Source organism: Amycolatopsis sp. NPDC003865 (genome assembly GCF_053605345.1).
In genome coordinates this window covers 1-14,677 of the sequence record NZ_JBSGJA010000006.1, presented here as the reverse complement: position 1 = coordinate 14,677, position 14,677 = coordinate 1, and the positions used below count along the sequence as shown (strand labels likewise).

Annotated in this window: 15 protein-coding genes; 10 read left to right on the top strand and 5 right to left on the bottom strand. The window is 71.1% G+C overall.

What is annotated here, in order from left to right; genetic code table 11:
• Positions 1-24: 24 nt before the first annotated feature.
• A complete protein-coding gene (locus ACWEVP_RS16135) occupies positions 25-825 on the top strand; it encodes a S1 family peptidase (protein ID WP_452063330.1) in 801 nt (266 codons plus the stop codon).
• Positions 826-865: 40 nt separating this feature from the next.
• Here ACWEVP_RS16135 and ACWEVP_RS16130 read toward each other — a convergent pair whose 3' ends face one another.
• Both ACWEVP_RS16130 and ACWEVP_RS16125 read right to left on the bottom strand, forming a co-directional pair.
• A complete protein-coding gene (locus ACWEVP_RS16130; protein WP_452063329.1) occupies positions 866-1,966 on the bottom strand; it encodes an NAD(P)H-dependent flavin oxidoreductase in 1,101 nt (366 codons plus the stop codon).
• Between the two features lie 13 nt (positions 1,967-1,979).
• Entirely contained in the window at positions 1,980-3,596 is a 1,617-nt protein-coding gene (locus ACWEVP_RS16125) for an acyl-CoA synthetase (RefSeq protein WP_452063328.1), read from the bottom strand.
• A gap of 62 nt (positions 3,597-3,658) precedes the next feature.
• Between ACWEVP_RS16125 and ACWEVP_RS16120 the strand changes: the two genes are divergently transcribed.
• The 5 genes from ACWEVP_RS16120 (at position 3,659) to ACWEVP_RS16100 (ending at position 8,314) form a co-directional block, all read left to right on the top strand.
• Positions 3,659-4,447, top strand: coding sequence for a crotonase/enoyl-CoA hydratase family protein (locus ACWEVP_RS16120; RefSeq protein ID WP_452063327.1), 789 nt, complete (start codon positions 3,659-3,661; stop codon positions 4,445-4,447).
• A 75-nt stretch (positions 4,448-4,522) separates the two neighbouring features.
• On the top strand, positions 4,523-5,506 hold the full coding sequence (locus ACWEVP_RS16115; RefSeq protein WP_452063326.1) for a Zn-ribbon domain-containing OB-fold protein: 984 nt from the start codon (positions 4,523-4,525) through the stop codon (positions 5,504-5,506).
• A 7-nt stretch (positions 5,507-5,513) separates the two neighbouring features.
• Positions 5,514-6,527 (top strand): thiolase domain-containing protein, encoded by a 1,014-nt coding sequence (locus ACWEVP_RS16110; protein WP_452063325.1) that lies wholly within the window; start codon positions 5,514-5,516, stop codon positions 6,525-6,527.
• Positions 6,524-7,687, top strand: coding sequence for a thiolase domain-containing protein (locus tag ACWEVP_RS16105; protein WP_452063324.1), 1,164 nt, complete (start codon positions 6,524-6,526; stop codon positions 7,685-7,687). The genes ACWEVP_RS16110 and ACWEVP_RS16105 overlap by 4 nt, the downstream gene beginning before the upstream one ends.
• A gap of 15 nt (positions 7,688-7,702) precedes the next feature.
• Complete coding sequence (locus ACWEVP_RS16100; protein WP_452063323.1) at positions 7,703-8,314, top strand: TetR/AcrR family transcriptional regulator; 612 nt, start codon at positions 7,703-7,705, stop codon at positions 8,312-8,314.
• Here the strand turns inward: ACWEVP_RS16100 and ACWEVP_RS16095 are convergent.
• Positions 8,289-9,308, bottom strand: coding sequence for a YhjD/YihY/BrkB family envelope integrity protein (locus tag ACWEVP_RS16095; protein WP_452063322.1), 1,020 nt, complete (start codon positions 9,306-9,308; stop codon positions 8,289-8,291). The two genes, ACWEVP_RS16100 and ACWEVP_RS16095, sit on opposite strands and share 26 nt — an antisense overlap.
• A 56-nt stretch (positions 9,309-9,364) precedes the next feature.
• A complete protein-coding gene (locus ACWEVP_RS16090) occupies positions 9,365-10,156 on the bottom strand; it encodes a transglutaminase-like domain-containing protein (RefSeq protein ID WP_452063321.1) in 792 nt (263 codons plus the stop codon).
• Between the two features lie 35 nt (positions 10,157-10,191).
• Here ACWEVP_RS16090 and ACWEVP_RS16085 point away from each other — a divergent pair, with 35 nt between their 5' ends.
• Positions 10,192-10,773, top strand: a complete 582-nt coding sequence (locus ACWEVP_RS16085) for a dienelactone hydrolase family protein (RefSeq protein ID WP_452063320.1) — start codon at positions 10,192-10,194, stop codon at positions 10,771-10,773.
• Here ACWEVP_RS16085 and ACWEVP_RS16080 read toward each other — a convergent pair.
• The gene (locus ACWEVP_RS16080) at positions 10,745-11,971 is read right to left on the bottom strand and encodes a cytochrome P450 (RefSeq protein WP_452063319.1); all 1,227 of its coding nucleotides are present in this window, start codon (positions 11,969-11,971) and stop codon (positions 10,745-10,747) included. The two genes, ACWEVP_RS16085 and ACWEVP_RS16080, sit on opposite strands and share 29 nt — an antisense overlap.
• A 233-nt stretch (positions 11,972-12,204) precedes the next feature.
• On the opposite strand from ACWEVP_RS16080, the gene ACWEVP_RS16075 reads away from it, so the two are divergent.
• From ACWEVP_RS16075 to ACWEVP_RS16065, 3 genes are read left to right on the top strand one after another with little or no spacing between them, the layout of a single operon-like run.
• Positions 12,205-13,362 carry a steroid 3-ketoacyl-CoA thiolase gene (locus tag ACWEVP_RS16075; protein ID WP_452063318.1) on the top strand — a complete coding sequence of 386 codons (1,158 nt, stop codon included), beginning with the start codon at positions 12,205-12,207 and terminating at the stop codon, positions 13,360-13,362.
• Between the two features lie 50 nt (positions 13,363-13,412).
• Entirely contained in the window at positions 13,413-14,210 is a 798-nt protein-coding gene (locus ACWEVP_RS16070; protein WP_452063317.1) for an alpha/beta fold hydrolase, read from the top strand.
• Positions 14,211-14,221: 11 nt separating this feature from the next.
• Complete coding sequence (locus tag ACWEVP_RS16065) at positions 14,222-14,581, top strand: DUF2255 family protein (RefSeq protein ID WP_452063316.1); 360 nt, start codon at positions 14,222-14,224, stop codon at positions 14,579-14,581.
• Positions 14,582-14,677 lie beyond the last annotated feature (96 nt).

Genomic DNA, 14,677 nt, shown 5'->3' with positions numbered 1-14,677 from the left:
TGGACACTGGAAGGACTGATCCCCTTGGCTCCCAAGCGCTGGTTCACCCTGCTCAGAAACGCCACCACCGCACTGGCCGCGCTCGCCGCGGCCGCGTCGTTCGCCACCCCGGCGATCGCCGCCCAGCCACCGTCCACCGACGTCGTCGGCGGGACCCGGGCCGCCCAGGGCGAGTTCCCATTCATGGTGCGGCTGTCCATGGGCTGCGGCGGCGCGCTCTACACCAAGCAGATCGTCCTGACCGCGGCGCACTGCGTCAGCCGGACCGGGTCGAACACCTCGATCACCGCGACGGTCGGCGTCGTGGACCTGCAGAGCTCGAGCGCGCAGAAGATCCGCTCGACCTACGTCTACCAGTCCCCCACCTACGGCACCTCGACCGGCGGTGACTGGGCGCTGATCAAGCTGGCCAGCCCGGTGAGCGGCCTGTCGACGCTGCCGATCGCGACGACCACGGCGTACAACTCGGGCACCTTCACCGTCGCCGGCTGGGGCGCGGCCACCGAGGGCGGCTCCCAGCAGCGGTACCTGCTCAAGGCGAACGTCCCGTTCGTGGCCGACTCGACCTGTGCCGCGCAGGGCGGCAGCTACCCCGACCTCATCCCGAGCGCGGAGATCTGCGCGGGCAACCTGACCTCCGGCGGCGTCGACACGTGCCAGGGCGACTCCGGTGGCCCCATGTTCCGCCGCGACGCCAACAACGCCTGGATCCAGGTCGGCATCACCAGCTGGGGTGACGGCTGCGCCCGTCCGCACGCCCCCGGCGTCTACACCGAGGTGAGCACGTTCGCGTCGAAGATCGCCGCGGCCGCCGCCGGTCTGTAGCGAGTCTTCCCCGGAGGGGGCCCGCCGCGGCGGGCCCCCTTCAGCGCGTCTTGTCCAGGCGGGAAAGGGCTTCCTCGTAGCCGGACACCAGGTCGGCGACGACGTCGGCGACCGGGCGGACCGCGTTCATCCGCCCGACGATCTGCCCGACGGGCATCGAGACGACGCTCGGGTCGTTCGCCGCGTGGATCCGGTTGTGGGCGTGGGAAACCAGCAGGTTCTGCAGCGGCATCGGCAACGGCTCCGGCGCGTCCGCCGCGGCCCACGCCTCGGTCCAGCGGGTCTTGAGCAGCCGGGCCGGCTTGCCGGTGTAGATCCGCGTCCGCACGGTGTCCGACGACGACGCCCCGACGAGCGCCTGCTGCATCGCCACCGACTCGCCCATCGTCTGCAGGTACTCCTCGGTGGCGAGCCACATCGAGCCCATCCAGACCCCGGACGCGCCGAGCGCGAGCGCCGCGGCCATCTGCCGCCCGGACCCGATCCCGCCCGCGGCGAGCACCGGCACGTCGACCGCGTCGACGATCTCCGGTACCAGCACCATGGACGCGATCTCGCCGGTGTGCCCGCCGGCTTCGTAGCCCTGCGCGACCACGAAGTCGACGCCGTTTTCCACGTGCCGGACCGCGTGCTCGGCCTTCCCGGCGAGCGCCGCCACCGGCACGCCCTTGTCGTGGCACTGGGCGATGACGTCCACCGGCGGCGAGCCGAGCGCGTTGGCGATCAGCTTGATCGGGTGGTTGAGCGCGACCTCGACGTGCGAGCGGGCGACCGAGTGCAGCCAGCCGAGCACCCCCGCGCGTTCGTCCGTGTCGTCCGGCAGCGGCGGCACGGACAACTCGCGCAGCACGCGATCGACGAACTCGCGGTGGCCGTCCGGGATCAGCTTCGCCAGGTCGACCTGGGTGCCCTCGGCGGGCACCTTCGCGGGCATCACGATGTCGACGCCGTAGGGCTTGCCGCCGGTGTTCTCGTCCATCCAGGTCAGCACCCGGTCGAGCTCGGCGGCGTCGTTGAACCGGACGCAGCCGAGCACGCCGAGCCCGCCGGCGCGGCTGAGCGCCGCGGCGACGTGCTCCGAGGGCGTGAACCCGATGATCGGCAGGTCGATGCCGAGCCGGTCGCACAGGGGTGTCCGCACTTGCGCTTTCCTCTCAGACGGGCTGGGCCGTGGCCGGTTCGTGCTCGGCCGCGTAGCGCTGGGCCCACGGGTAATCCGGCTTGCCGCTGGGCGACCGGCCGATCTCACCGGCCAGCCAGATCGTGCGCGGCACCTTGTACCCGGCGATCTCGCCGCGGACGTGCTCCTCGAGCGAGGCGAGGTCGGCTTCCGCGCCTTCACGCAACTGCACGACAGCGGCGACGCGCTGGCCGAGCCGGTCGTCCGGGACGCCGATGACGAGCGCGTCGAAGACGTCGGGGTGCGACTTGAGCGCCCCCTCGACCTCCTCCGGATAGACCTTCTCGCCGCCGGTGTTCACGCACTGCGAGCCGCGGCCGAGCAGCGTGACGGTGCCGTCCTCCTCGTAGCGGGCGTAGTCACCCGGGACGACGTAGCGGACGCCGTCGACCTCGACGAAGATCTTCTTGCTCTTCTCGGGATCGCCGTAGTAGCCGAGCGGGACGTGCCCGCGGCGGGCGATCAGCCCCACCGCGCCGGGCACCGGCTCGACGAGCTTGCCGTCGTCGTCGACCAGGATCGCGTCCTTGCCGAAGCTGACCCGGGGACCGGCGCTGTGGTCGGAGTCCTTGGCGACCATGCCGATGCCGGTGAACCCGCTTTCCGACGAGCCGATCGCGTCGGTGATCACGGCGTGCGGCACGAGCTCGACGAACTCCTGCTTGACCGACTGCGAGAACAGCGCGGCGTGGCTCGACACGGCGACGATCGACGAAGCGTCGTAATCGCCCTCGCGGAACGCCTCGATCAGCGGCCGGGCCATCGCGTCGCCGACGATCGTGAGGACCTGGACCTTGTGCTCCTGCACGGCTTTCCAGATCTCGTGGGCGTCGAAGCGCGGTACGAAGACCACCGGGCTGCCGGTGAACAGCGCGCCGAACGCGGCCCACTGCGCGGCGCCGTGGATGAGCGGCGCGGCGGGCAGCCGGGTCAGGCTCCCGGCCTTGCCCTGCTCGGCGAGCGTCCACTCGTCCGGGATGTATTCGCCGGTGACGAAGTTGATCCCGCCGCCGAGCGCGCGCCAGACGTCCTCCTGCCGCCACAGCACGCCCTTCGGGTAGCCCGTGGTGCCGCCGGTGTAGAGGATGTAGAGGTCGTCATTGCTGCGTTCCTCGAAGTCGCGTTCGGGGCTCCGGGCCTCGAGCGCGGTCTCGTAGTCCACGCCGCCGTAGCTCTCGTAGTCGCCGTCACTGCCGTCGTCGACCACGACAACGTGTTTCAGTTTCGGCGTCTCCGGCAGGGCCGCGGCGACCTTGTCCGCGTAGCTTCTCTCGTGCACGAGCGCGACGAGCTCGGCGTCGTTGAAGAGGTAGACGAGCTCGCCGTGCACGTAGCGGTAGTTGACGTTGACGGCGATCGCGCGCAGCTTGTACGCCGCGATCATCGCCTCCAGGGCCTCGATCGAGTTGCGGGAATAGACCCCGATGTGGGACCCGCGTCCCACGCCGTGCGCGGCGAGGTGGTGGGCGAGCCGGTTGGCCCGCGCCTCCAGTTCGGCGAAGGTGACCCGCCGGTCGCCGCACACGACCGCGACGCGCTCCGGCACGGCGTCGACGGCGTGCTCCAGAAGATCCGCGATGTTGAGTGCCACGCCCTCAAAGTAGAACATGTTATCGTTCTGGGCAATGGCACTGCTCCTTCAGGAGGTCTCCCGTGGGTGAACCGCACGCGCTGGTTTCGCAAGAGGGGCAGACCCTCGTCGTCACGATGAACCGGCCCGAGGCGCGCAACGCGATCACCGGCGAGATGATGGCGATCATGGTCGAGGCCTGGGACCGGGTCGACTCCGACGACTCGATCCGCAGCTGCGTCCTGACCGGCGCGGGCGGCGCGTTCTGCGCGGGAGCAGACCTGAAGTCGATGGCGCGCAGCTCCCCGGCGAAGTCGTTCGACGAGGGCAAGTTCGACCCCGCCCACATCCCCGGCCTGCTGAAGGGCCGCCGCCTGACCAAGCCGCTGATCGCGGCGGTCGAAGGGCCGGCGATCGCGGGCGGGACGGAGATCCTCCAGGGGACCGACATCCGGGTGGCGGGCGAGTCGGCCCGGTTCGGGGTGTCGGAGGCCCGCTGGGGCCTGTTCCCGATGGGCGGGTCGGCGGTCCGACTGCCGCGCCAGATCCCGTACACGGTGGCCGCGGACATCCTGCTAACCGGACGTCATCTGTCCGCTTCGGAGGCGTTGGCGATCGGCCTGATCGGGCACGTGGTCCCGGACGGCACCGCGCTCACGAAGGCCCTGGAGCTGGCTTCCCTGGTGAACGCGAACGGGCCGCTCGCCGTGCGGGCGATCCTGCGGACGATCCGGGACACCGAAGGACTCCACGAGGAGGAGGCCTTCAAGCTCGACTCGCAGTACGGGATCGAGGTCTTCGCGTCCGAGGACGCCAAGGAGGGGCCGAAGGCGTTCGGCGAGAAGCGGAAGCCGGAGTTCAAGGGCCGCTGACGTAGAACGCGTTCCACTCATATCCGACCGCCTCGCGGAGGAACCTTGTCGACAGAACAAGAACATGTTTCACTCATGGACGTGACCGAGACACCACTGGCGGCACCCCTCAACGTCGGCTTCGACTACACGCGCTCCACCGGGCCCGTTCTCGGCCGGTTCGTGAGCGCTCTGCGCGAACGCCGCATCGAAGGCATCCGGGGCAGTGACGGGCGGGTGCACGTTCCGCCGGTCGAGTACGACCCGCTCACCGCCGAACAGCTCGGCGAGTTCGTCCCCGTGGCCGACGAGGGCACCGTCGTCTCGTGGTCGTGGTGTCCCGAGCCCCTCGACGGGCAGCCGCTGAACCGGCCCTTCGCCTGGGCGCTGGTCAAGCTCGACGGCGCCGACACCGCCCTGCTCCACGCCGTCGACGCCGGCTCGCCCGGGAACATCCACAGTGGACAGCGCGTCCGCGTGAAGTGGGCCGACGAGACCGTCGGGCACATCCGGGACATCGCCTACTTCCTGCCCGCCGACGCCGGGGACACCACACCGACCGAGCCCGCTCCCCCGGTCGCCGAGCGCGAAGAAGGCGCTCCGGTCAGCGTCGTCATCACCCCCGTGCACCTGAAGTACATGCACTCCGCCTCGCCCGAGGAAAGCCGGTACCTGCGCGGCCTCGCCGAAGGGAAGCTCATCGGCCAGCGCTGCCCGAAGTGCGAGAAGGTCTACATCCCGCCGCGCGGCGCGTGCCCGACCGACGGCGTTCCCACCACCGACGAGGTCGAGCTCCCCGACACCGGCATCGTGACGACGTTCTGCATCGTCAACGTCCCGTTCCTCGGCCAGCGCATCAAGCCGCCGTATGTCGCCGCGTACATCCTGCTCGACGGGGCCGACATCGCCTTCCTGCACCTCGTCCTCGGCTGCGACGCCCAGGACGTCAAGATGGGCATGCGCGTGCGCGCCGCGTGGAAACCGCGCGACGAGTGGTGGACGTCGCTGGAGAACATCAGCCACTTCGAGCCGACCGGCGAGCCGGACGCGGCCTACGAAACCTTCGCCCACCACCTGTGAGGTCCTGATGCCAGACGTCGCGATCGCGGGCTTCGCGAAGGCCCCCAACGTCCGCGAGACCCCGGGCACCACCAACGGCGTGGAGATGCTCGTCCCGATCTTCGCCGAGGTCTTCGAAAAGACCGGCCTGTCCAAACAGGACATCGGCTTCTGGTGCTCCGGTTCGTCGGACTACCTGGCCGGGCGCGCGTTCTCCTTCATCGCCGCCGTCGACGCGATCGGCGCGTTCCCGCCGATCCACGAGTCGCACGTCGAGATGGACGCCGCCTGGGCGCTCTACGAGGCGTGGCTGAAGATCAAGATGGGCGAGGTCGAGACCGCGCTCGTCTACGGCTTCGGCAAGTCGAGCGCCGGCCAGCTGCGCCGGGTGCTCGCCCTGCAGCTCGACCCGTACGTCGTCACGCCCCTGTGGCCCGATTCCGTTTCGATCGCCGGGATCCAGGCCCGCATGGGCCTGGAAGCGGGCCTGTGGTCCGAAAAGGACCTCGCCGAGGTCGCCGCGCGCGGCACGGGCAAGGACGTCGCCGAGCTGCTCGACTCGCCGTACTACGCGGACCCGTTGCGCCGGCACGACATCGCGCCGATCACCGACGGCGCCGCCGTGATCGTCCTGTCCACCGTGGAACGTGCCCGCGACATCGTGGACCACCCGGCGGTGATCCGGGGGATCGAGCACCGCGTCGACTCCCCCGTCCTCGGCGCCCGCGACCTCACGCGCAGCCCGTCCACCGAGGCCGCGGCGAGCGCGCTGGACCTCGACGGCGCCGACCTCGCCGAGCTGCACGCGCCCTTCACCCACCAGGAGCTGATCCTGCGGACGGCGCTGAAGCTCGGCGACGACGTCAAGATCAACCCCTCCGGCGGGGCACTGGCCGCCAACCCGATGTTCTCCGCCGGCCTCGCCCGCATCGGGGAGGCGGCGGCCCGGATCCACAGCGGCGAATCCCGCAAGGCCGTGGCGCACGCGACGAGCGGCCCGGTCCTGCAACAGAACCTGGTGACCGTGCTGGAGGCCCGATGACCAAGCAGCTCACCGCCGTGCTCGGCACCGGCCAGACGCACCACCGCGCCAAGCGCCAGGACGTCTCCATGCCGGGCCTGCTGCGCGAGGCGATCGACCGCGCGATGACCGACGCCCAGGTCGAGTGGGCCGACATCGACGCCGTGGTGCTCGGCAAGGCCCCGGACCTGTTCGAGGGCGTCATGATGCCCGAGCTGTTCCTCGCCGACGCGCTGGGCGCGAACGGGAAACCGCTGCTGCGCGTGCACACCGCCGGATCGGTCGGCGGCTCGACGGCGCTGGTCGCCGCGTCGCTGATCCAGTCCGGCGTGCACCGCCGCGTGCTGACCGTGGCGTACGAGAAGCAGTCCGAGTCGAACGCGATGTGGGGCCTGTCGATCCTGCCGCCGTTCCAGATGCCGGTCGGGGCCGGCGCGGGCGGGTACTTCGCGCCGCACGTGCGCTCCTACATCCGCCGCTCGGGCGCACCCGAGCACGTCGGCGCGATCGTCGCGGCCAAGGACCGCCGCAACGGCGCCCTCAACCCGTACGCGCACCTGCGGCAGGCCGACATCACCGTCGAGTCGGTGCAGAAGTCGCAGATGCTGTGGGACCCGATCCGCTACGACGAGACGTGCCCGTCGTCGGACGGCGCGTGCGCGATGGTGCTCGGCGACGAGGCCGCCGGGGACGCCGTCGAGGGCGGCGCCGCCTGGGTCCACGCGACGGCGATGCGCACCGAGCCGACGACGTTCGCCGGCCGCGACCAGGTCAACCCCCAAGCGGGGCGCGACGCCGCGGCCGCGCTCTGGGCCGAAGCCGGGATCAAGGACCCGATGTCCGAAGTGGACGTCGCGGAGATCTACGTGCCGTTCTCCTGGTTCGAGCCGATGTGGCTGGAGAACCTCGGGTTCGCGCCCGAAGGCGAGGGCTGGAAAGTCACCGAAGCGGGCGAGACGGCGATCGGCGGCCGGCTGCCGTGCAACCCGTCCGGTGGGGTGCTCTCGTCCAACCCGATCGGCGCGTCCGGCATGCTCCGCTTCTCCGAAGCCGCCAAGCAGGTGATGGGCCGGGCCGGGGACTACCAGGTCGACGGCGCGCGGATCGGGCTCGGGCACGCCTACGGCGGCGGGTCGCAGTACTTCTCGATGTGGGTGGTCGGCGCCGACAAGCCGCGTTGATACGCTCGACCCACCATGCCGAGACTCGCCGACCACGAGCAGCGCCGCCGCCAGATCGCCGAAGCGGTCTGGCGGATCGCGAGCACGCGCGGGCTGGAAGACGTGTCGTTGCGCAAGGTCGCGGCCGAGGCCGGCGTCTCGCTGCGGCTGGTCCAGTACTACTTCGGGACGCGCGACGACCTGCTGCTCGGCGCGCTGGAGATCCTCAACGCCGACGCCGGGGAGAGCATCCGCGCGGGCCTCGGCCCGGACGAGGACACCACGCCGCGCGAGGTGCTGCGGGCCATGCTCGTCGGGATGCTGCCGGTCGGCGACGAGCGCCGCACGCGCTACCTCGTGCACCTCGCCTACTTCGTCCGGTCCCTTTCGGACCCCGGGCTCGCGTCGGCGTTCAGCGCCGCGCCGCCCGAGCTGGAACGGCTGACCGCGGACCTGCTGGCGCGGGGCCGCGACCGCGGGGAGGTCGCGCCGGATCTCGAGCTGATGCCGGAGGCCGAGCTGCTGCTGTCGAGCGTCGACGGGCTGCAGACCAGCATCATCTTGGGCCAGCGGACGCCGGAGGCGGCGATCGCGCTGATCGACCACCAGCTCGACCGGCTCTTCAGCCTCGCGAACGTCGCCACTTGAGCGCGAGCAGCGTCCCGACCACGCCGGTGACGACGCCGACGGTGGCCGGCACCGCGACCGGCGGGTCCACCACGACCACCGGGTTCAGCACGACCGGGGCCGGTGGCTGGACCGGCTTCGGCGGCGCGTCCGAGGCGGTCGCGGTCCACGCCGTGACGTAGACGAGCAGCCGCGCGACGAGCGAGATGAAGAAGATCAGGCCGATCACCGAGCCGAACGCGATGCCGGTCAGCGAGTCGCCGATCAGGTTGAGGTAGAACCCACCGGCCAGCTTGAGCGCCTCGAACCCGAGCGCCAGCGCGATCGCGCCGCGCATCGCGCTGCGCACGCCCACCTTCTGCCGCGGCAGCCGGGTGAGCACCCACAGGAACACCAGCCAGTCGGCGGCCAGCGACAGCGGGACCGAGGACGCCGAGACGAGCTGGTGGCCCCAGCTCGTGTCGTCGAGACCGACCAGCCGGAGCAGGTAGCCGCCCAGCGCGGTGCCGGAGATGGTGATCGTGAACGACACCAGCAGCGCCGCCGAGAGGCCGAGCAGCGCGAGCAGGTCGACGACGATGAGCCGCGGCAGCGACTGGTCCGAGCGGTTCTGGCCCCAGAGCGCGGTCAGCGAGTCCCGCAGCGCGTTCATCCAGTTCCAGCCCGAGTAGAGGCCGATCGCCAGACCGAACGCGCCGACGCTGGTCCGCTGGTCGACGAAGCCGGTGAGCAGCTCGGTCGCCTTTTGGCCCAGCCCGCCGGGCAGCGTGCTGACGACGGCGTGGACCAGGGTTTCGCGCAGGCCCGGCTGGCTGGCCAGCACGAACCCGGCCACCGACGACGCCACCATCAGCAGCGGCACCAGCGACAGCAGGCTGAAGTAGGTGATCGAGGCGACGTAGTGGTAGCCACCGCAGTCGATGTAGCGGTTGGTGGCGCGGGCGATGTGGTCCAGCCACCGGTACCGGGCGCGGGCCCTGGCCCAGAGGCTCGGGGCCTTCGGGGAACTCTTCACGGACTCTGTCTACCCAGCCGGGGGCCACTTCGCGCAGGCAACACGCGGTCGGACCATCAGCTCAGGACGACGAGCTCCGTGCCGTCGTCCGCCGGGAGGGCGGCGTCCGTCGTCGCGAAGACCGTGCTGCCGAGGAAGTCGAGCTCGCAGCCGAAGGTGGCGAGGAAGGACGTGTCCGCGGCGTCGCGCCCGGTGGAGATCCGCAGCATGGTCTGCCGCGGCGCGAGGCGGGTGGCGTCGAAGACGTACCAGTGGCCGTCGATCCCGGCCTCGAAGACGGCGTGGAAGTCCATCGGGGAGAGGCCGGGCGCGTAGACGCCGACGTAGCGGGCGGGGATGTCGAGGAAGCGGCACAGCGTGACGCAGACGTGCGCGAAGTCGCGGCAGACGCCTTCGCCGGCGAGCAGCGTGTCGATCGCGTCGTCCGTCGGCCGGCTGGAGCCGACCACATAGGACAGTCGCTCGTGGACGTTCCGGACGATGGCGTCGACCTTCGCCCTGGCGCCCTTGGCCTTGAGCGCGGCGGGCGGGACGAGCCCGGCGACGCGGTCGGAGGGACAGTAGCGGCTCGGCCGCGTGAAGACGGCGACGTCGGCGAGCGTGACCGGCTCGGGTTCGGGCTCGGTCAGCGCGCGTTCGGCGTGGTAGGTGACGCGGTGTTCGCCGGGGGGCAGCGCGAAGACTTCGGCGCGGGTGCCGTGCTCGAACTCGACGAGCTCGGACTCGCCGTGCCAGGAGACGGTGAGCTCTTCGGTGTCGGCGTGCGCCGCGGCGACGGAGATCGCCGCGGGCCCGGGTTCGGTGACGCGGAAGGAGAATTCGACGTCGACGGTCGCGCGTGGGGCCATCGCCTCATGATGTCACCCTTTGGCAGAATCGCCGCGTGGCCGAAATCGTGGTGTTCCACTCCGTGCTGGGGCTCCGGCCCGTCGAACTGCGCTTCGCCGGCCGGCTCCGGGCGGCCGGGCACCGCGTCACCACACCCGACCTCTACGACGGCCTGACCGCGCCGACGCTCGAAGAGGGTTTCGCGCTGAAGGACCGCATCGGCTGGACCACGATCACCCGGCGCGCGGCGGCAGCCGTGCGCGACCTGCCCGCCGAGACCGTGCTGGCCGGGGTGTCGATGGGGGCGGGCGTCGTCCAGGAGGTGCTCCCCGGCCGGCCCGCCACCGCGGGTGTCCTGCTGCTCCACGCACTGGGGGCGCTGCCCGCGTCGGCCCGTGCCGGGCTGCCGGTGGAGGTCCACGTCGCCGACCCCGACCCCATCGCGCCGCCGGCGCAGGTCGCGGCGTGGCGCGCGGCCACCACCCGGACGGGCGCCGATGCCCGGGTGTACCCCTACCCGGGCATCGGCCACTTCTACACCGACGCCGACGGCCCCGAGTACGACGAGCGCGCGGCCGCGCTCACCTGGAACCGCGTCGAGGACTTCCTCAGGCGTATCGCACCGGGTAGTGCTTGATGCCGTTCAGCCAGCTGGACCGCAACCGCACCGGGGGCGCCGCCTCGGTGATCGCCGGCATCACGTCGGCGATCGCGTTGAAGATCAAGTCGATCTCCAGCCGGGCCAGGTTCGCGCCGATGCAGTAGTGCGAGCCCGTGCCGCCGAAGCCCACGTGCGGGTTGTCCTCGCGGAGGATGTCGAACTTCTCCGGGTCCTCGAACACCTCGTGGTCGAAGTTGGCCGAGCTGTAGAACATCCCCACGCGGTCGCCTTTGCGGATGTGCGCGCCGCCCAGCTCGGTGTCGCGGGTGGCCGTGCGCTGGAACGCCACCACCGGCGTGGCCCAGCGGACGATCTCGTCGGGCGCGGTCTTCGGCCGCTGCTCCTTGAACAGCTCCCACTGGTCCCGGTGGTCCAGGAACGCCTTCATGCCGTGGCTGATCGCGTTGCGCGTGGTCTCGTTGCCGGCGACGGCGAGCAGGATGACGAAGAAGCCGAACTCGTCGGAGCCGAGCGCCTCGCCGTCGACGTCGGCGTGGATCAGCTTCGTGACGATGTCGTCCATCGGGCACTTGCGCCGGTCCTCGGCCATGTTCCAGGCGTAGCCGATCAGCTGCGTGGACGCCTCCAGGGGCTCGACCTCGTACTCGGGGTCGTCGTAGGCGACCATCTGGTTCGACCAGTCGAAGATCTTGAGCCGGTCCTCCTGCGGGATGCCGATCAGCTCGGCGATCGCCTGCAGCGGCAGCTCGCAGGCGACGTCGGTGACGAAGTCGCCCGACCCCTTCTTGCGCGCTTCCGAGGCGATCCGCTCGGCACGGTCGCGCAGGGTGTCTTCGAGCTTCGCGATGGACCGCGGGGTGAAGCCCTTCGACACGATCCGCCGCAGCTTGGTGTGCTGCGGGGCGTCCATGTTGAGCAGCACCAGGCGGTTCGCGTTGAGGTTGTCCTCGGTCATGCTCTCGTCGAAGCGGATGATCGCGGTCTTCTCACTCGACGAGTACAGCGTGCTGTCGCGGGACACCTCCTTGACGTCCGCGTGGCGCGAGACGACCCAGTAGCCGTCGTCGCGGAAGCCCGCGGTGTTGTGCTTCTGGGGGTTCCACCACACGGGGGCGGTCCGCCGGAGCTCGGCGAACTCGTCCACGGGCAGCCGTTGGGCGTAGAGGTCCGGGTCCGTGAAGTCGAAACCGGCGGGGATGAGCGGAGCGGCCACGGTGCCTCCCACGTTTCGCCTTTGAAACACGTTCTAACGGCGATTGAAGCATACGGTGTTAACTTGCGGAAGACCGTTCAGTGAAACCCGTTAACTTTACCGATGAGGCCAGGTGAGCGAGCGCTCACTCGGCAAAGATCAAGATCCCGCCGATCCTGGGGGCGCTTGCCTCAAACGATAACTTGTTCTAGTTTTTGAGCTACAGGATAGTGTTTCCCGACGAAAGGGACGACATGGGCGTGCCGGTCATCGTCGAAGCCGTGCGGACCCCGATCGGCAAGCGGGGCGGGCTGCTGGCCGGCCTGCACGCGGCCGAGCTGCTGGGTGCCGCGCAGCAGGCCCTCCTCGACCGCGCCGGGATCGACCCTGCGCTGGTCGAGCAGCTGATCGGCGGCTGCGTCACGCAGGCGGGCGAGCAGTCCAACAACGTGACGCGCACGGCGTGGCTGCACGCGGGCCTCCCGGAGACGGCGGGCGCGACGACGATCGACGCCCAGTGCGGCTCGGCGCAGCAGGCGACCCACCTGGTCGCGGGGCTGATCGCGGCGGACGCCATCGAGGTCGGCGTCGCGTGCGGCGTCGAGGCGATGAGCCGGGTGCCGCTGGGCGCCAACCGGGCGGGCGCGTCACCGCGGCCGTCGTCGTGGTCGATCGACCTGCCCGACCAGTACGGCGCGGCGGAGCGGATCGCGGTCCGGCGCGGCCTGACGCGCGCCGACGTCGACGCGTTCGGCGCCGCGTCCCAGCGGAAAGCCGCGGCGGCGTGGGAAGCGGGGCACTTCGACCGCGAAGTGGTGCCGGTCAAGGCACCGGTGTTGTCCGACGACGGTTCCGACACCGGGGAGACGCGGCTGGTGGGCCGCGACCAGGGCTTGCGCGAGACGACCGTCGAAGGCCTGGCCCGGTTGAAGCCGGTGGTCGAGAACGGGATCCACACGGCGGGGACGTCGTCGCAGATTTCCGACGGCGCGGCGGCGGTGCTGCTGATGGACTCCTCGCGCGCTTCGGCGCTGGGACTGCGGCCGAGGGCCCGGATCGTGGCGCAGGCGCTGGTCGGCGCGGAGCCGTACTACCACCTGGACGGCCCGATCCGCGCGACCGAGCGGGTGCTCGCCCGCGCCGGGATGACCATCGCCGACCCGGATCTGTTCGAGGTCAACGAGGCGTTCGCTTCGGTGGCGCTGTCGTGGCAGCGGACGTTGTCGCCGGACGAGTCGCGGGTGAACGTCAACGGCGGCGCGATCGCGCTGGGGCACCCGGTGGGGAGCACGGGCGCCCGGCTGCTGACCACGGCGCTGCACGAACTGGAGCGCCGCGACGGCTCGACGGCCCTGGTGACGATGTGCGCCGGCGGAGCACTGGCCACGGCGTCGATCATCGAACGGCTCTAGCCGTCGACCACCACGCCGCCGGGTGAAGCGGTTGTGCTTGACTTCGGTGCATGACCTCGGAAAGCCGTTGCCCGGTGGAGAACGGTGAGCTCCTCGTCCGCCGCGGCGGCGAGGGTCCGGCGCTCCTGCTGATCTCCGGCGGTACCGGGTCGGGTGACTCCTACCGCGCGCTGGCGAAGCTGCTGTACGCGGACTACACCGTGATCACCTACGACCGGCGCGGCCACTTCGGCAGCACGGATTCGACATCGGGCCCGGTCCCGGTCTCGGTGCAGGCCGACGACGCGCTGGCGGTGCTGGAGCACACCGGCCTCGGCCCGGCGGCGGTGTTCGGCTCGAGCGCGGGCGCGCTGATCGGCCTGGACCTGGTGGCCCGCTACCCCGACCGCGTGACGACGCTGGTCGCGCACGAACCCCCGGCGGTGCACCTGATGCCGGACGCGAGCGCCTGGCTCGAGGCGGCGGCCGAGCAGGTCCGGCTGGCCCGCTCGGGCGAGCTGATGACGGCGGTGACCCGCTTCGCGGACGCGATCGCGGGCGCGGCGCTGCCGAACCTGCCGACCGTCCGCCTCCCGCACGAGGCCGAGTGGATCCGGTTGTTCGACCGCGAGCTGACCGAGTTCTTCGACTACCTGCCGGATCTGCGCGCCCTGCGGAAGGCGGCCACGGAGATCGTCCCGGTGGCCGGCGAGGGCAGCCGGGGGCGCTACCACTACCAGCCGGCGAAGATCCTGGCTCTGGAGCTGGGCTTGCCGTTCACCGAGATGCCGGGGGCGCACCTGGCCCCGCAGCGGAACCCGGGGAAGTTCGCCGCGGCGTTGAAGGACCTGCTGAGCCCGGAGCTGTGAAGGAGCGCGCCTTGTGGTCACCGGATGAGCTGGTCCTCCTGGATTCCGCCCGGGAACTGGAGATCGCCGTCGAACGCGCCGACGGCAGCTCGCGGCGGTGGACGCCGATCTGGGTCGTGTGCACCGGCGGCCAGGCGTACGTGCGCACCTGGTACCGGCGGGACACCGGCTGGTTCGGCGACGCGCTGCGGTCCGGCCGGGGCCGGATCCGCGTGCCGGGCCTGGAAGCCGAGGTCACCATCGAGGACCTCGGCGCCCGGCTCACCGCGGACATCGACGCGGCGTACCGCGCCAAGTACCCCGGTGGCGGCACCGACGCGATGGTGACCGCGGAAGCGGCGGCGACCACCCTGCGGCTCGACCCGCGCTAGCTGTATTGCCCTGTGAGGTTGGGGACGCGGCTGGCGGGTGGGTGGCCTGCGAGTGCGGTGTGTCCGCGGTGGTGATTGTAGGTGTGTAGCCATCGC